Origin of the sequence: Streptomyces sp. NPDC006012 (genome assembly GCF_042871185.1) — a bacterium.
GTDB lineage: Bacteria > Actinomycetota > Actinomycetes > Streptomycetales > Streptomycetaceae > Streptomyces.
Genome location: NZ_JBIAIE010000011.1, coordinates 55,259 through 72,537 on the forward strand (window position 1 = coordinate 55,259; position 17,279 = coordinate 72,537).

The 17,279-nt window shown below is 70.2% G+C and carries 10 protein-coding genes; 5 read left to right on the plus strand and 5 right to left on the minus strand.

Translation table 11 applies throughout. The features are described 5' to 3' along the window. Window positions 1-13: 13 nt before the first annotated feature. On the minus strand, window positions 14-928 hold the full coding sequence (locus ACFYPJ_RS20495) for an MBL fold metallo-hydrolase (RefSeq protein WP_389018880.1): 915 nt from the start codon (window positions 926-928) through the stop codon (window positions 14-16). A gap of 177 nt (window positions 929-1,105) precedes the next feature. Between ACFYPJ_RS20495 and ACFYPJ_RS20500 the strand changes: the two genes are divergently transcribed. Continuing rightward, window positions 1,106-3,952 (plus strand): AAA family ATPase, encoded by a 2,847-nt coding sequence (locus ACFYPJ_RS20500; protein WP_389018883.1) that lies wholly within the window; start codon window positions 1,106-1,108, stop codon window positions 3,950-3,952. A gap of 353 nt (window positions 3,953-4,305) precedes the next feature. Here ACFYPJ_RS20500 and ACFYPJ_RS20505 read toward each other — a convergent pair whose 3' ends face one another. From ACFYPJ_RS20505 to ACFYPJ_RS20515, 3 genes are read right to left on the minus strand one after another with little or no spacing between them, the layout of a single operon-like run. Beyond that, window positions 4,306-5,496 carry an NAD(P)/FAD-dependent oxidoreductase gene (locus ACFYPJ_RS20505; protein ID WP_389018886.1) on the minus strand — a complete coding sequence of 397 codons (1,191 nt, stop codon included), beginning with the start codon at window positions 5,494-5,496 and terminating at the stop codon, window positions 4,306-4,308. A 6-nt stretch (window positions 5,497-5,502) separates the two neighbouring features. Then, window positions 5,503-5,700, minus strand: a complete 198-nt coding sequence (locus tag ACFYPJ_RS20510) for a ferredoxin (protein WP_389019173.1) — start codon at window positions 5,698-5,700, stop codon at window positions 5,503-5,505. Beyond that, window positions 5,700-6,956: a cytochrome P450 gene (locus ACFYPJ_RS20515; RefSeq protein WP_389018889.1), complete on the minus strand. Its 1,257-nt coding sequence runs from the start codon at window positions 6,954-6,956 to the stop codon at window positions 5,700-5,702. Before ACFYPJ_RS20515 ends, ACFYPJ_RS20510 begins: the two co-directional genes overlap by 1 nt. 164 nt (window positions 6,957-7,120) lie before the next feature. Between ACFYPJ_RS20515 and ACFYPJ_RS20520 the strand changes: the two genes are divergently transcribed. Beyond that, complete coding sequence (locus ACFYPJ_RS20520) at window positions 7,121-7,717, plus strand: TetR/AcrR family transcriptional regulator (protein ID WP_389018892.1); 597 nt, start codon at window positions 7,121-7,123, stop codon at window positions 7,715-7,717. Window positions 7,718-8,144: 427 nt separating this feature from the next. Here the strand turns inward: ACFYPJ_RS20520 and ACFYPJ_RS20525 are convergent, their stop codons facing one another. After that, window positions 8,145-9,134 (minus strand): translation initiation factor 2, encoded by a 990-nt coding sequence (locus tag ACFYPJ_RS20525; protein WP_389018895.1) that lies wholly within the window; start codon window positions 9,132-9,134, stop codon window positions 8,145-8,147. Between the two features lie 56 nt (window positions 9,135-9,190). On the opposite strand from ACFYPJ_RS20525, the gene ACFYPJ_RS20530 reads away from it, so the two are divergent. From ACFYPJ_RS20530 to ACFYPJ_RS20540, 3 genes are all read left to right on the plus strand, one after another. Beyond that, window positions 9,191-13,708, plus strand: coding sequence for a peptidase C14 caspase catalytic subunit p20 (locus ACFYPJ_RS20530; RefSeq protein WP_389018898.1), 4,518 nt, complete (start codon window positions 9,191-9,193; stop codon window positions 13,706-13,708). A 57-nt stretch (window positions 13,709-13,765) separates the two neighbouring features. Further along, entirely contained in the window at window positions 13,766-15,175 is a 1,410-nt protein-coding gene (locus ACFYPJ_RS20535; RefSeq protein WP_389018900.1) for an esterase/lipase family protein, read from the plus strand. A gap of 241 nt (window positions 15,176-15,416) precedes the next feature. Continuing rightward, the gene (locus tag ACFYPJ_RS20540) at window positions 15,417-17,183 is read left to right on the plus strand and encodes a pentapeptide repeat-containing protein (protein WP_389018903.1); all 1,767 of its coding nucleotides are present in this window, start codon (window positions 15,417-15,419) and stop codon (window positions 17,181-17,183) included. The last annotated feature ends 96 nt before the right edge of the window (window positions 17,184-17,279 follow it).

The following is a 17,279-nucleotide window of genomic DNA, read 5'->3' on the forward strand; positions in this document are numbered from 1 at the left end:
CCTTCCGCGGGCCTCAGACCTGCTCGGTGTACGGGGCGAAGGGCGCCCAGCCCTTGACGGCGAACTTGCTTCCCTCGCGCACCACTTCGGCTGCGCCGTGGCCGCCCAGGTGCGCGGGGATCACGAGTGCGTTGTTGTCGGCGGCCCAGCCCAGCACCTTGCGGCGGGTGGCACGGGCGCCGGCGGGGTCCTCGCAGAAGCAGCTGTTGGCGTCGGGTTCGAGGATCTGCACCGGGCTGTGCAGCAGGTCGCCGACGAACACGGCGCGGTCCGCCCCGGACGTGAGGGTCAGTACGCAGGAGCCGGGGGTGTGTCCGGGAGCCGCGTCCAGGCGCAGGCCGGCGTCGATCCGGTGGCTGTTCTCCCACAGCAGTGCCCGGCCGGTCCGGTGCACGGGGGCCACGCTGTCCTCGAAGACGTTCTGGTTGCCGCGGCCGAGCAGCGGTTGGCGGCCGTTGTCCGGGTTCCAGAAGTCGAAGTCGTCCTTCGGCATCAGATAGGTGGCGTTGGGGAAAGTGGGCACCCATTGCCGGTCGTCCAGATAGGTGTTCCAGCCGACGTGATCGACATGGAGATGTGTGTTGATCACTATGTCCACGTCCTCGGGCTGGACACCGGCCCGGGCAAGATTCGTCAGGAAATCCGTCTTGAGGTGGCTCCAGACAGGTGCGTACGGGCGCTCCTTGTGGTTGCCGACGCCGGTGTCGACGAGGATGGTCCTGCCCTCGCTGCGCAGCAGCCACGTCTGGATCGCGGAATTCACGAAGTTGGTCTCGGCGTCGAGGAAATGCGGGGTCAGCCAGGAGGCGCCGTCGTCCCACACGTGCTTCGGGCTTTCCGGGAAGAAGGTGTCGGGTGTCATGTCGACGGAGCCGAAGTATTCCCACACCCGGATGATGCTGATATTGCCGAGCGTGATGTGGTCCATGGCGCGTCCTTGGGAATGCGGAGGATTTCCTGAACCGTACGAGCGGCTCTGGTGAGCGCGGTATCCGTAACGTGACTGCACCCGCGCGCGCTCCGGGCACCGCACCCGGCCGCTTGTAGCCTGGCTGGGCAGGGCGGACGGCTCCCGTTCGAAGAACCACACCTCCTGGAGACCCCGTTGGACGAGCAGGCAGGCAACCTCGGCCCGGTCCCGGCACCGGATCCGGGGGAGCCGCTCGTCGGCCGGGACGCGGAGCTGGCGAGCCTCATTCGCGCGGTGGACCCGGCGTCGGCCGACCGGGTGGTGATGCTGGTCGGCGGCACGGGGACGGGCAAGAGCGCGCTGCTGGACGGTGCGGTGCGTCGGGCTGCGGCCGGCGGTGCTCGCGTCCTGCGCGCGGAGGGCAGCGAATCGGAGTCGAGCCTCGCGTACTCCGCGCTGCATCAGTTGCTGCGTCGGCTGCCGGCCGAGGTGGAGGGGTTGCCGGAGCGGCAGCGGGCAGCCCTGCGCGCCGCCTTCGGCACGGGACCGGCCGCCCCACAGCAGGCGAGCGCACCCGACCTCATGCTGATCGGGGTCGCCGTCCTGAGTCTGCTGTCGGCCCTGGGCGACCGGCATCCCGTGCTCGTGGTGCTGGACGACGCGCAGTGGTCCGACCGTGCTTCCCTGGACGCGCTGTCCTTCGCCGCCAGACGGCTGGAGGGCGAACCGATCACGATGCTGATCGCCGCCCGTACCGGCGCTCACCTCCCGGGATTCGACCGGCAGGTGCCCACGCTCACCCTGGGACCGCTCGACGACGCCGCGGCCGGCTTGCTGCTGGACCGGCAGCCGAAGCCCCCCACCGGCCGTGCCCGGGCGCGGATCCTCGACCAGGCAGGCGGTAACCCCCTGGCGCTGGTGGAACTGACGAGAGCGGTCACCGCTGACGACGCTGCCACGTGGCCGTCCGAAGGTCCGCTGCCCCTCACCGACCATCTGGAGCGGATCTTCGCCGCCCGCCTGCACGGCCTCCCCGCCGCCACGGCTTCGGCCCTGCTGCTCCTGGCCGCCATGGACAGCGTCGACTCCCCGATCGCGGTCCCGGCCGGGCCCGCGTACGCCGAGAGCCCCGGCAGCCCGGAGATCCTCGACAGTTCCGGGAACGCCGGGAACGCCGACGACGACCCCTGGCGGCCCGCCGAGCAGGCCGGGCTGGTCCGGCGGACCGGCCGGGACCTCCGGTTCCGCCACCCGCTGATCAGGTCCGCCGTGTATCACTCCGCGCCCTTCGAGGCGCGCCGCGAAGCTCACCTCACGCTCGCCGAACTGCTGCGGGACGAACCGGACCGGCGTGCCTGGCACCTGGCCGCCGCCTGCCCGGGCCCGGACGCGGCCGTGTCGGCGGAGCTGGAGCGGACCGCCGCCCGGGCCCGCCGCCGCGGCGGCCATGCGGCCGCGGCCAAGGCACTCCAGCGCGCGGCGGAACTCGCGCCGCGACGCGAAGACAGCGCACGGCTGCTGGTCGAGTCCGCCGCGGCGGCCGTGCTCACCGGAGACCTCGCCTGGGTCGAGGAACTGACCGCCGCGGCACGTGCGCGCACGGATGACACCTCGCTGCTGGCGTCCGCCGCCGTGCAGGCCGGACGGCTGGCGGTCCTGACCGTGCGCCACACCGTGGTCTTCGCCCGGCTGGCCGACGCCGCCGAGGAGTTGGCGGTCGTCCGGCCCGCCGCCGCGCTGGACCTCCTGGCCTGCGCGGCCGTGGTCCGCTTCTACTCCGGCGAGGACACCCAGCACCGCCGCGTCCAGGACATCCTGGGGCGCCTTCCCGAGGACACCTCGACGGTCGGCCTGCGCACCTGGGTGAGGGCCGTGTCCGACCCGTTCCGCGACCGGGCCGAATTCCTTTCCCTGCTTCCCCGGTCGGTCTCCGATGCGCAAGCCCGGCCGGAACTGCTCACCACCGTCGGGATCATGGCGTGGCTGCTGGACGAGACCCCGCGGGCCGTCCACGCCTTCGACGAGGCCTTCGACCGCTGGGCGGCGCGGGGAACCCTGCCGGAGGGGCTGGGCGGCGCGGTCGCCTGGGCCTATGTGGAACGAGGACGATGGGACCAGGCCCGTGACGCCTGCGCTCGCGTCATCGCGGTCGGCCGGGCGGCGGGCCTCGACCACGCCGTGGCCTGTGCGGCCACCGTGGATGCCACCCTGCTGGCCTACCGGGGTGACGCGACTGCGGCCCGGGCCCGGGCCGAGGAGGCGTTCGCCCTGATCGATCCGCTGGAGAGCCGCTCGGTCCAGGTCTATGCCCGTCGTGCGCTCGGTGCCGCGGCAGCCGCGGAAGGCGCGTACGAGACCGCGTACGAACACCTCCGCATGGCCTTCACGGCGGACGGCGGGCCCGTGCACTACCACGCCTCCTACCCGGCCCTCGCGGATCTGGCCGCCGCCGCTGTCCGCTGCGGCCGTCGCGAGGAGGCCGCCACGATCGGCGAGCGCTGCGCACGCACGCTCGCACAGAACGCCTCACCCCGGCTGCGTGCGCTGATCAGCCGAGCCCGGGGCCTGCTGGCCGACCCGGAGGACGCCGAGCAGCACTTCCGGTCCGCCCTGGCCGACCCGGTCCTTGAGCACTGGCCCTTCGAACGCGCCCAGACCCTCCTCGACCTCGCCGAACGGCTGCGGCGCCGGCGGCGCATCGCCGAGGCGCGGGCGCCGCTCACCGAGGCCCTGGAGACCTTCCGCCGCCTGGGCGCACGCCCGTGGATCGAACGTGCCCGGGCCGAATCGCGCGCCGCCGGCCTCGGCGTCACGGACACGGCTCCCGACGCGCTCGCCGAACTCTCCCCGCAACAGCAGCAGATCATCCAGCTCGCCGCCCGTGGACTGACCAACCGTGAGATCGGCGAGAAGCTCTTTCTCTCTCCGCGCACGGTCGGCTCGCACCTCTACCGCAGCTTTCCCAAGCTGGGCATCACCGCCCGCTCCCAGCTCCGCGACCTCATCGAGGGCGCAACCGCGAGGGCCGGCCACCTGGAATGAGGGCGGGCCGGCCGCGGAAGCAGTCACCTGACGCACACTTGCCGTCAAGACCGGACGTGCGCGGGGCACGGCGGCAGGGGCCGCTCCGCGGCGCCCGTCGGCAGCGCGACCGGACCTGGGGGGTGGGGCAGTCCCGCAGACCGTCGTCCCAGGAGCCGTCGAAGGGGCCGCTGTGGCTGTCGAGGAGGAGCACCAACGCCGCGGTGACCCGGGGGTCCCATCGGCCGTCGGCCACGGTGAGCTGGACGCCGCCGGGCCCGCTCACCAACTCCTCCAACGGCCGCATGGCCTGCCTGCCAGGTGTCGCCGTCCTGCCGTTCAACGGTCAGAGGCCAAAGGTCAAAGGCCATAGGTCAAAGATCACGGAGTGGACGGTCTCCGGCAGGGCCGTCGTCCCGTGCCGTGATCAGGAGCCGGTCTTGGCGCAGTTGCCGGGCCATGTTCCACCCCAGTACCCCGGTGATCCGCTCCTGCACGCGGTGGTGCGCCACGAACTGCCGGTCAGCCGGTTCACCGTGCGCGATCACCATCTCACCGCCCGCCGGGAAGATGCCGTACGCCTGGATCCTCGCGTCGAACTGGTCGGTCCAGAAGTACGGCACCGGCGCGAACGGGGCGTTCGCGCCGAGCAGGTTGCGGGCCACCGCGATGCCCTGCTCGGTGGCGTTCATCCGGTGCTCGACCCGCATCCGTGTGCCGAAGTGCGGATTGAACCAGCGGGCCACGTCGCCCGCCGCGTACACGCCCTCGACGGCCTGGCAGGTGGCGTCGCACAGCACGCCGTCCGCCAGCGGGATCCCGCTGCCGGTCAGCCAGTCGGTCGCCGGCGTCGAGCCGATCGCCACCAGCACCGCCTCGGTGGGCACCACCGTGCCGTCGGTGAGCTCGACTCCGGACACCTTGTCCTCGCCGAGCAGCGCGGCCACTCCGACGCCGGTACGCACCCGCACCCCGTTCTCCTGGTGCAGATCGGCGACCAGTTGGCCGATGCGGTCGCCGAACTGGCGGACCAGGGGCAGCGGCAGCGGATCGACCAGTGTCACGTCCAGCCCCAGCCGGCGGGCCGAGGCAGCGGCCTCGGAGCCGAGGAACCCGGCGCCGACGACCACCAGCGAGGACGCGCGCAGCAGGTCGGCGCGCAGCGCCAGGGTGTCGTCGAGGGTGCGCAGCACGTGCACACCGGCCAGGTCATGGCCGAACGGCAGCCTGCGCGGGGTCACCCCGGTGGCGATGACCAGGCGGTCGAAGCCGAGATGCTCCCCGCCGGTCAGGGCCACCGTGCGACTGTCCAGGTCCGCTCCGATCGCCCGGGTGTCCAGCCGCAACTCGATGTTCTGGTCGCGGTAGACGGTGTCCGGGCGGAGTTGGGTCCTGCCCTGGTCCCACGTGCCCGCCAGCACCTGCTTGGACAGCGGCGGCCGGTCGTAGGGGAGTTGCTGTTCGTCGCCGACCAGGACGAGCTGCCCGGCGTAGCCCTCTCGGCGCAGGGCCTCGGCGGCGGTCAGACCGGCCGCCGAGGCGCCCACGATGACGATCTTGTCCACGGACACCTACTCGTCCGATGTCCGGATGGCCAGCGCCGGGCAGAGCAGCGCGGCCTGCTTCGCGGCCTCTGCCAAGGAGGCGGGCGGATTCTCCAGCAACAGGACCACCATGCCGTCCTCGTCACGCTGATCGAAGACGTCCGGGGCGGCCAGCACACACTGCCCGGCCCCGACACACACCTCCACGTCGATACTGACCCGCATCATGCGCCGCCCTCCACGACATCCGACTTGTCCCAGGTGACCGGCAACGCGCGCACGCCGTAGACCAGCGCGTTGTCCTTGAACCGGATGTCCTCGAACGGCACGGCCAGCCGTAGCGTGGGGATCCGCTGGTACAGCCGGGCGAACACCTCCTGCAGTTCGACCCTGGCCAGCTGCTGGCCGAGGCACTGGTGGATGCCGTAGCCGAAGGCCAGGTGCGCGGTGGCGTGGCGCCTGAGGTCGATCCGGTCGGGGTCGGGGAACACCGACTCGTCCCGGTTGCCCGAGGCCAGAGAAGCAACCAGCCACTCCCCGGCCTTGAGTGTCCCGTCACCGACCTGCGCGTCCTCGGTGGCGTGGCGCAGCAGCCCGAACTGCACGGGCGAGATGTAGCGCAGCATCTCGTTGACGGCGGTGCCCGCCAGTCCCGGATCCGCCCGCAGCGCTTCGAGTTGGTCGGGCCGGCGCAGCAGGGCCAGCGTGCTCAGTCCGATCATGTTCGCGGTCGTCTCGTGCCCGGCGACCAGCAGCGAGATGCTCAGCGTGGTCAGTTCCTCGATGCTCAGTTCCTGGCCGGACTTCCTGGCCCGCACGATCAGCCTGCCCAGCAGGTCGTCGGCGGGTTCGGCCGCCTTGGCCGTCACCAGTTGCTCCATGAACTGCATGACCTCGGCGTTGGCCTGCTCCAACTCGGCCGGGTCGCGGTCCACGGAGAGCATCACGCCGGTCTGCCGCTGGAACCGGTCCCGGTCGCCGTAGGCGACTCCCAGCAACTCGCAGATCACCATCGAGGGGATGGGCAGCGCGAAGGCGTGATACAGGTCGACCGGTCCGGTACTGGCCAGCATCACGTCGATGTGCTCGTCGATCAGACGCCGAATGTAGGGGCGCATGGCCTCGACGCGCTTGACGGTGAACTCCGGCGTCAGCAGCCTGCGCAGCCTCGCGTGCTCCGTACCGTCCATGTGCAGGATCGAGCCGGGAACCAGCGGCCTGTCGACGTCGCCGCCGGCCACCACATGTGTGGACGGGGCGGCGTGCGAACTGAGCTTGGGGTTGATCAGCGCCGACCGCACGTCGTCGTATTTGCTGACGACCTGGGCGTCGATCCCCGCTGGGCAGGAGAGCAGATCCATGGGCCCGTCCTGGCTGCGCAGTTCGGCGTACGCGGCGGGCGGGTCGAACGGGCACGTCCCGTCCCGCGTGACCGGGAAGCTGCCCACGGCAGCGGGAATGTCGGTGGTCGTCTCACTCATGGTGCCCAGCTCCTCGGCTGAAAGTGGCAGTGATTGCCATGCGGCCAAACCTGCCATGAGGCAGGCACTGCCGCAAGGAAACATTCACGCCACTGTCAGGTGGCAGTGACTGCCATCTGACAGTGCTACGATCGCCGCGGTCGTCGCGGGCGGAGGTGGGGGACATGGGACTGCGCGAAACCAAGATGGAACGCACCCGGCAGTTCATCGCGGACAAGGCGTTCGAGCTGTTCGTCAACCAGGGCTACGACAACACGACGGTCGAGCAGATCGCCGCCGCGGCCGAAGTCGGCACCCGCACGCTCTACCGGTACTACCCGACGAAGGAATCACTGGTCATCAACTTCGTGGAGGAGGGCCTGAACACGGCGCTGGCGGTGTTCCTCGAACAGCCCGACGACCTGCCACTGCCGCAGGCGCTCTACGCGGTGATCGACAGTGTCCAGCACACCATCACGACCCACTCCGGACGGCTGATCGCGCTGTACGAGATCACCAACCAGACCGCCGTGCTACGGGCCGGCCTCGCCAACCAGAACTGGCGCTGGCGTCAGGAACTGACCCGGGAGATCCTGCGCAGGATCGGCAGCACCGGGGGCGACATGGTCGCCGTACTGGCGGCCGCGGGGACCATGAACGTCATCGAGGTGATCCTGCAGAAGTGGGTCGACAGCGGCGGCACCATCGATGTGGGCGACATCGCACGCGAGACGCTGCATCTGGTGCACACCAACGCGATCCCGGTCCCCACACCCGCCTGACACCGCTGTCCGTTCGGCCGCCGGATCCAAGCCCTGCGGCAGGTCATGGTGCGGAGCCTTGGACCGGGGCTGGACGGAGCCGGTGCGGTAGCGTCGGACCCAGGCCGGCCTGCTGCCGCCCACGGCTACGACGTTGCCTGCCGCCTGCGGCAACTGGCGTGGTACGCACACGAGTTGATCAACCCCGACTGCGTCCGACCGGCCGACATCCGCTGATCCGGTCCCGCGTCAGACCTCGTCCACACCGGAACCACGCGGTGCCGGCGTGACCTGGCCGCACTCTCGATGCCGGGGCAGTGAAACTTCACGGCTCCCGGGCCGGCGGCCCGCCGGTCCTCGGGGGCTGGAGGCCGTCGACCGCTCCCCGCGGGCGGACCTGGTGAATTTCGACCTGCCACGTCGAGTACGAGAACCCCGGGCGCTCGGCTCAGAGACCTCTGGCCGACATGACGCTCTGTTCTGCCTGTTCCACATCGAACCGGGCGGACGGGTCGCCGTTGCCGCGCTCCACGGCACCGCGCACCAGGGCGAGGTAGAAGAGCGTCGGTGCACAGGGCGTCCACCTGTTCTCTGGCTCGTCCGCGATGAAGCCGAGCACCGACTCCGGGGTTGCGTCCACGAACTCGAAGCGGTCGTGTTCCCATTTGTCGGTGACACCTCGCGTCCAGCGAAGGCGCATCGTGGGTTCGTCCAGATCGGGCAGGACCGCTCGGAAAAAGCCCGCCCACTGGTGGTTGACCAGGTCCAGCCCGAAACCGAGAAGCTCCAGATGAAGCTTGTCCGTGCTGTGAACTGCGAGTTCCTCGTACAGAGCGCGGCGGGCCACCGCGTGCAGGCTGATCGGGCTGCCGTCCGTGGGCAGGTCGTGTTCGCGGGCCAGGCCCTCGTTGGCCGAGGAGTTCCACCGAGCGCTGTTCGGCCCAGCTACCTGGGTGCTGCGCCGGGAGAACAGCATCTTGCCGTCCTTGCCTGTCTCCAGGGCCACATTGACACCGAAACTGCAGCTCATCCAAGCCGGTGCCTCGGCCGGATCTTTGTCCTCAAGATACTGCTTGCGCAGCGTGAGGCCGTTTTCCTGCCGCCGCTCCAGATTGAGCGACGTGGTGAGAAAGTCGAAGTAGTCGGCGTTCCGCAGGGAAAGGGAGACCACGGGCTCCTCGGCCAGGTGAGTGCGCGTCACCACAACCCGCTCGACCGCGAAGCGCTCGTTGTTCCAGCGGTGCGGCAGGCCGCTGGCCTCCTTGCGTTCCTCCTCCGCCTCGATGGAACGCCGCCAGGCCCCGATCTCCTCCGGGAACTCCACCCGCTCCGGGGTGTACCGGACGCGGACGTTCTCCTCGTGGATGGGCCGTATCCCGTCCCCTTCTAAAAGGTGACATCCTGTTGCCCGGCCGACCACGGTGAATCTGTCACGCATCGTCAACTCCGCTTGAAAATAGGGTTGGATGGAATGACGAGGATGTCGTCGACGACATGATACGGAGCGATGTGGGCGATCAGCTGACGCTTCTGAAGACTGAGCGGCGCTCCTCTTCTCTGGTGGGCACCATCGCGGTGTCCGACTACACGCATCCCGACGACGGCACGCGGCAGCGGCTGGGCCGGCCACGGCTGACGGAGGTACGGCGCCGGTTCACCCGGACCGCGCGCGAGGAACTGGGGTTCGGGGAGAGCCTCTCCGTCGACGGGGCCGGTTCCACGCGGCGGCACCTGTGGGCCGGCCTGGAGGAGTTCCTGGCCGACAGCGCCGAACGCAAGATTCTCTACTGGACCGGCCACGGCGTCCAGCGAAGAGACGAGGGCTACTTCCTCGCCTGCTCCGACTCCTGGCAGTCAGGAGATTTCGAACCCGGGCGAGCCGTCTCCCTGGTGGAGCTCGTGGGTCGGCTCCTTCGGCCGGAGTACGAGACCGACACCCTCCTGATCGTCGACGCATGCTCCTCGCACGGTTACAACTCCCTCAACGAGGCGCTGCGCCACGCCCTGGACCTGGAGCGGAATACGGCGGTGTACCGGGCGAGGGAGACCCGGCGGGCGGGTTTCGCCGTCATCGGCACATCGGGGGCCGATGCGCAGGTACCCGAGGGCCGCTGGGTTCAATGGCTGGAGGAAGCACTGGCCAAACCGGACTTCGTGGCGCCCGACCACGCTCGCCCGTTCGAACCGTCCGCCCTCTACCTTCCCCTGACCTACCTGCGGGACGCCGTGGACGCGGAGGCCGCGGCCGCCGGTCTCGACGACCCCGCACAGCGACCGGGATACATCGAGGTACGGGCGCTGCCGAACAGCTTCCTGGACAACCCGTATTTCCAGGCGTCGGACCGGCCGGAGTACAGGCCGGCCGTGCTGACACGGCGGAAGCCGTGGACCGAGGCCGAGCAGTTCGGCCTGGAGGAAGGAAGCCACCTCAGCCGCCACTTCGCGGGCAGACGGGACGCCCTGAGCAGGATCGTACGATGGATGGAGACCCACCCCAAAGGGCTTCTCGCCGTAACCGGCCTGGCGGGGACGGGGAAGACGGCACTGCTCGGCCGCCTGGCCCTCACCTCTTTGCAGAGCTGGCGGGAGACGCTCGGTCCGACGCTCGATCCTGCGACGTTACCCCGAGCAGGAACCGTGCACGCGGCGCTGAGCTGCCGGGGGCAGTCCGCCCATTCGCTGGCCGCGTCCCTTCGCGAGGTGCTGGCGCACGTCGACGGAGCGCCACTCCTGCCGGCGGAACGGGTGACGTCGAAGACGTACGCCGACGCCGTCAAGGAGCTGGTCGATCAGGCCGGTTCGGTGAACCTGATCTTCGACGCGCTGGACGAGGCCCTCCCGGACCAGGCACACGACATCGCTCGCAACCTCCTCAACCCGCTGTCCGCGCTGCCGGGCGTCCGCGTGATCGTCGGTACGCGCCCCCAGCCCCGCAGACGTACCACCGCGCCCACGGAGGAGGAGTCGCTCCTGGACGCACTCGAACAGAGCTTTGCACCCGTGGTGCTGGGAGACGACGAGGAGGCGCGCGCGAGCATCACCGGCATGGCGATGTCGGTCCTGGACGCAGAGCGATCTCCGTACCGGGGGAACGGGCGGCGGAAGGACGACCGCGACTGGACGGCCGAGACCATCGCGACGCAAAGCCAGGGATCGTTCCTGGTGGCCCGCCTGGTCGCGACCGAACTCTCCCGTCGGACCCAGGTTGTCACCGAGGCCGGTCTCCTGTCGTGGCTGCGCAACGGCGGCATGGACCTGCGCAGGCGACTCACGGAGGAGACAGGACATCTTGAGAGGCAGCCGGGTGCGCAGCGTGCCCGTGAGGTACTGCGGGCGCTGGCGGTGATCCAGGGACCCGGGCTGACACCGGATTCGACCTGGCTCACGCTGTCCAACGCCCTGCGCGATGACGGCACCCCCGAGCTCACCTTCGAGGACCTGCGGCAGGTCTGCCGGAACGCCGACGGCGGGATCGTCGCCACGCGGAAGGACGGCGGACGGGAGGCGGCGAACCGTGTTCGCCACCAGCTGGCCCATCCCAGTTTCGGCGATTTCTTTCTCTCCGATGCCGGACTGAGCACACAAGAGGCCCACCGCAGGGTGGTGGAAACCCTGCGCGCCCAGGCCGGGACCGACTGGAGCGAGGCCGACGACTACACCGTCGAGTACCTGGGTGCCCATGCCGCCCAGGCCGAGCCGGCCGTCCTGCGGGAACTCTTCCAGGACGTGCACTTCCTCATGCGGACGAACCCCGACGTCATGCTGCCGCTCGCGGCAGGACTCGCCCGCAACTGCGACGGGGCCGCGCTGTACGGCCGGGTCGCGGGTTCGTTCCCCCGCATGTCCTCCCCGTTGCCGCTGTCCGCCCTGCTCGCGCGGAAGGCGCTGACCAGTGCCACGGCCTTTGTCAGCCACCGGGACGCGACCTACCGGGCACTGCAGCGCATCGACGGCTTCCTGCCCTGGCAGGAGTACTGGACCGACGTGCGGCCGGCCCCTCCCGAATGGCGTCGTGCGGCGCCTCTGGGCGGAGCAAGAGCGCTGAGCTGGCGTGCCGGGACCGCAGTGGCGGCACTGCCGCCCGCGGACACGCTGACCGCCGGCGGACTGGGGGAGATCCAGGTCCTGCATCCCGAGTCGGGCACCCGGCTGCTGACCCGCCGGCTTCCCCGGTCCGGAGGTGAACGCCGGAGCATTCTCAGCGAGGTGCGGGAGGTGGGCGCCGGGCCCCGCTGGGCCACCGTCGCCCGTGACGACCAAGCCGTCTACTTCTGGCGTGCCGGTGCCCGCGTCCCCGACCAGGAATACCGGTGGGGTGGCGCCGTACGTGCCCTGGCCACGGCCGAGATGGCCACGGAGACCGTTGCCCTGGCAGCCGACGGGTCCCGCATCTGGGTGTGGTTCTGGAAGAGCGGCATGCAGCAGTTGGGCACCCACCTGACGGATATCCGCACGGTGGACGTGCGGCACCTTGCCGCTCTCACCCTGGGGACACGCCTGTTCGTCCTGGCCGCGGGGGAACGTGCCGAACTGTTCGAGGTGGACCGGCCGGTCAACAGAGTCGGCGGCCTGCGCGCCGAGCAGGTGGATCTCGGCGCACTCGACTATCCCGCCCTGGCCGCGGCCGCGGCCGGCACACCACGCCGCGGTACGACTCCGGAGCGGGGCTGGCTCGCCGTGTCCGACGGACACCAGGTGCGCGTCTGGTGCTGCGAGACCGACAACGACGTCCACGGCGCTCCACCGGCCGTGCGACGCGTGGCGCAGTTCCGCTCGAAGGCACAGGGGCTGGCCTTCGGCCGTCACGGCGACGAACTGCTGCTCGCCGGCTACGAAGAAGTCGTCGTACGGATCTGGTCTGTCGAGGAACCAGGACGCGAGGCGGCCTTCCAGCTGGACGCACCCCGGCAGGGCGCCATGGCCTTCGAGCCCCGTGGACAAGGGCTGCTCGCGGTGGCCGACGGCCCGGACATCCGCTTCGTGGACGTGGTTCCGGCCCTGGAAGCAGGCCACGGGACTCCTCGGCGGCCGAGCAACGAGCGCCCCGCGGTCGCCCTGGCCCCGGCGCCCGGCGGACCGCCCCTGCTGTGCCGGACGTGGGGCGACAAGGTTCGTGTGTCCCGCCCTGAGCGGGGGGCCCGGGCGAGCCATCCCGCCACCGAGCTACCCCACGACAGAATGGTGACAGCAGTGGACTCGGTACGGGCGGCGGACGGTTGGGCGGTGGCCGCCGCGGCGGGACGAACCGTACGACTGTGGCGGCTCGACGAGGACTTGTCCGTGGTGGCCCATCAGGACATCGCGCTGGGCGGTGATGCCGGGCAGCCGGCCCGCGCGCTGAGCCTTGTCGCAGATGCGTCCCGGGCGACGCTGCGCCTGTGCGTACCGGACGGCCGGCGCCTGACCCGCTACGAGATCCCGGCCGGCACCCCGTCTGCCGAGCCCACGAGGGGCGAGATCAGCACCGACTCCGGCTTCTGCGGCATCGACGCCAGGATCATGAGGGACGGCACGTACTGGCTTGCCGGAGACCTGGGAGACCAGCTGAGGGTGTGGCGGGAGGACGAGGAAGGCGTGGACCAGCGCATCCGTATGGGCGCCACTCCCACCTGTCTTGCCCTGGGGGAGCTGTACGACGAGGACGACGACGAATCCCTGCCCCTGCTGGCCTGGGCGGACAGCGGCAGCGTGTATGTGAAGGACTGCTCCGGTGAGGGCCTCCACCCGCCGGAGCGACTGGAGGGATTCTTCCCCCAAGTGACCTCGCTCGTGTTCGCAGGTCCCGTGGAGAGGCCCGTGCTCCTGCTCTGTGCCGAGCGGAGGATCTCACCCGCGTGGGACGTCTGGTCCAAGAGATGGCTGGGCGGGCCCGGGATCCCCTCGCGCGGCTATGACGTCCAGACCGTCGACACCGCTCCCGACCCGGAGGGTCTGGTGGTGGCGCTGCAGGGCAACGACCGATGCGACCTGATCCGGCTGCCGCACACCTTCTTCGCGGCCGATGCGCGGTGACCGCGGACCGAGTGGCAGCCGCACGACCACGCAGGAACTGGCGAGGGGGAGAGCGGAGTGGAACATGACCTTGTGGTCTTCGTACCGGGTTTTCTCGGCACCCGACTGTGCCGCGACGGCCAGGACGTCTGGTCGCGATGCAGCGAATCCCTGATCCATTCGCCGCCCACGGCCGGGACGCTGGCCGAGGTGGCCCTGCCCCCGGGACTCGGCGACGCGCTGCCCGAGGACCGCTTCCGTCTGGACACCGGCGCATTGCTCACTTCGCCGGATTCGGTACCCGGGCTGATGTCCTGCACGGGCTATCCCGACATCCGTGCCGCGCTCGGCGACCCGCTCACCGCGCAGTTCGTTTCCTTCACCTATGACTGGCGACTCTCCCACCGGCTGCTCGCCAGGCAGTTGAGGACACGGGTGGCGAGGGAACTCGACCGATGGAGCGAGCAGGTCGACGCGCATTACCCGGGCCGTCCCGACGATCCGGGCGTCATTCTGGTCTGCCACTCGACGGGTGGCCTGATCGGGCGTCACTACCTTGAGTGCGAGGACGGCCGAAAGACCGCTCGTACCCTGGTCACTCTCGGCACGCCTCAGAAGGGTCTGGCCCAGGCCGCCCGTCTTCTGGCCGGTCACGCGATTCCCGGCACCGGCGGTCCGGGCGAGGGCGCCCGCGCCAGGCTGAACGAGGTGCTGCGCGACTGGGCCCTCGGCCTGCCCGCGGTTGCCGAGATGCTGCCCGTGTACGCCGCCGTCCGGGTGGAGGGAAAGAGCCGGCCGCGGACGGTGGCCGACCACCGGTATCCGGTTCCGGGCCTGCCTGCTGCCGCGGTCCGTGATGTCCTGGGCTTCCATGAGAGGTTCAGGTCGGCTAGCGACGGACACCGCCGCACCGACCCCGACGGCCGACTGCCGTACACGGTGTACTGCCTGAGCAGCGGTGACTATCCGACACCCGAGGCCATCACGCTCTCCCCCGACGGGTCCTGCCCCGCCTCCGGCGACCACAGCCCCCTGGGGCCGGGGGACGGAGCGGTGCCGCGACCGTCCGCCCTCGCGGACTGGGTTGTCGGGGAGCAGAGCCCGATGCTCTGGACCGGTTTCCGGAACGAGGACATGGCGAGCTCCGCCGCTCTGCGGGACGTGCTCGTCGCGGTCCGCAGGGGAAGCCCTCCGGACGCCATGCTCGCCGGGGACGAGGGCATCGCTCTGCACTTCCCTGCCCCCGCCGTCGTCGCCGGCCGGCCGTTTGCCGTCGAGTTGCTGGGACACAACCTTCAGGGGCGCAATCTGCGGACCTTCATGTGGCGGTCGGGCAGGACGGCCAAGGAACCCGTCGTCTTCGAGGAACACGGACCCGACCGGTACCGGGCGGAGCTGGAAGCGGCACCCGGCCGCTGGTGGGTCGAGGCGGTGGTCGACAGGCCGAAGCGCTTCGACCGCAAGGACGTCACAGTTTTCGCCGGGTGAGACAGGAAGGGAACAAGCCATCGCACCTTTACCCGAGGCCGGCGCGCACGACGCTCCCGACTGGCCGCAGTGCGGGCACAGTGACGCCGGCACGCGCTGCCGAGGTCGCAGGGTCGGAACCTACGCGGCCTGCCTGGCGCACCTGGACGCCGGGGAGCGGGCCGCACATCTTGCCGGTCTGGCTCCTGGCGCCGACATCGACCACCGCGGCACTCCCCTGACGCAGGACCTTCTGAACGACGTGCTCACCCGGCTCCGGGAGCCGGCAACGGGACGTGCTCTGCTCGGCCAGGTGGAGTTCGACGAGGCCAGGTTCGCCGGCGACGTGACGTTCGAGCAGATCGACTTCTCCGGTTTCTGTTCCTTCGGTACGGCGGTGTTCGGTGGGAGCGCCTATTTCCGCGACACGAATTTCGGGCAGGACCTCAGATTCGGGAACGCGGAAGTCGCCGGCGAACTGTGGCTCGAAGACACCGCCGTTGCTGCCGATGCATGGTTCTACGGCGCCCGCATCGGGGGTGTGCTCCGGTTCTGCGTCGACCGCGTCGGCGGCAGCGTGATGTTCAAGGGCGTCACCACCGGGGAGGCCCATTTCACGGGGGTGCGCTTCTTGGGTGTCGCGCGCTTCGACGGGATGGTCATCGATGGCACGGCGTACTTCGACGGTGCCTTCTTCGAGGACGGCGCGGATTTCCAGAACGCGGTGATCGCCGGCCCTGCCTTTTTCGACGGGGCGCACTTCCATCGGAGCAGAGCGTGTTTCGACGGAGCGGAATTACGTGAGGAGATCCTGTTCTCCGAGTCTCACTTCCAGACGGGGGTCACCTTCGACGGGGCGAAGGTCGGCGGCGACGTGGCGTTCTGCCAGGCTCGCCTGGAGGGCGACGTGAGCTTTCGGAGAGCGGTATTCCGCAGCACGGCCATGATCGGCCCCCTGGTCTGCCCGGGACTGGTGGACCTGTCCGACGCGGTGTTCGAATCCGCGGTGACGCTGGAGGCCGCCGCGGGCCGTCTTCGTTGCCGGCGGACGCGTTGGGCGTCCACCGCCGCGCTGCGGCTGCGCCATGCCACTGTCGACATCAGCGACGCCGTACTTGAGTTCCCGGTGACCGTCGAGGGACGGTCCGGCCCGTTCGTTTCCCCCGTGGACGAGCCGATCGACGAACTGGGCCTGGCCGACGCCCGGGTGCGCGTGATCTCGGTGAGCGGTGTGGACGTCGCACACCTGGTGCTGGCCAACGTCGATCTGACGGGCTGTCGCTTCGTGGAGACGGTCCACCTGGACCAGCTGAGGCTTGAGGGCCGGTGTGTCCTGCCGCTGCCGCCCACGGGGGTGTCCCGGCGGGGCTGGTTCCCGGTGCGCTGGACGCGTCGCCGTACCCTGGCCGAGGAGCACCACTGGCGGGCGACCCGGTACGGCGCGGTCGGGTGGACGCCCGCCCCGGAGGGCGTCGAGACGCACGAACCCGCCGTTCTCGCACCGGTCTACCGGCAGCTGCGCAAGGCACTGGAGGACGGTAAGAACGAGCCGGGCGCGGCCGACTTCTACTACGGCGAGATGGAAATGCGCCGGCACGACAGCGAGGCGCCCCGCGGCGAACGGATGATCCTGGGGCTGTACTGGGCGGTGTCCGGGTACGGCCTGCGGGCCGTCCGGGCTCTGGCGTGGCTGGGTCTGGCGACGACGGCCACCGTGCTGGCCATGATGCTGTGGGGTCTGCCGCAGGACGATCCGGACCCGGTGAGCAAGGGCAGGATCGACGACCGCAGCGTGACCTTGACCACGAAGACGCCCGACCCGGTCAACCCGGAAGGACCCTACCGTCGACGTCTGTCGACTGCGCGGTTCGAGCAGTCCTTGAGAGTGGTGGCCAATTCGGTGATCTTCCGTGCCTCCGGACAGGACCTGACCACCGCCGGGACGTACGTCGAAATGGCCACCCGCCTCGTCGAGCCGGCTCTGCTCGGACTTGCGGTTCTTGCCGTGCGCAGTCGTGTGCGGAGATGACGAGGTGTCGACGGAGAGATCAGTGCCGGCCCTTCGGTCTCTTCGCGGCCGGGGCCATCCCGGTCTTCCTCCCCGGCGTCATCGCCTGAGCGACAG

Excerpts from the sequence above, each read along its gene's own strand:
- ACFYPJ_RS20495 (WP_389018880.1), bottom strand. The coding sequence starts at position 928 with ATGGACCACATCACGCTCGGCAATATCAGCATCATCCGGGTGTGGGAA.
- ACFYPJ_RS20510 (WP_389019173.1), bottom strand. The coding sequence starts at position 5,700 with ATGCGGGTCAGTATCGACGTGGAGGTGTGTGTCGGGGCCGGGCAGTGT.
- ACFYPJ_RS20515 (WP_389018889.1), bottom strand. The coding sequence starts at position 6,956 with ATGAGTGAGACGACCACCGACATTCCCGCTGCCGTGGGCAGCTTCCCG.
- ACFYPJ_RS20520 (WP_389018892.1), top strand. The coding sequence starts at position 7,121 with ATGGGACTGCGCGAAACCAAGATGGAACGCACCCGGCAGTTCATCGCG.
- ACFYPJ_RS20525 (WP_389018895.1), bottom strand. The coding sequence starts at position 9,134 with ATGCGTGACAGATTCACCGTGGTCGGCCGGGCAACAGGATGTCACCTT.
- ACFYPJ_RS20530 (WP_389018898.1), top strand. The coding sequence starts at position 9,191 with ATGATACGGAGCGATGTGGGCGATCAGCTGACGCTTCTGAAGACTGAG.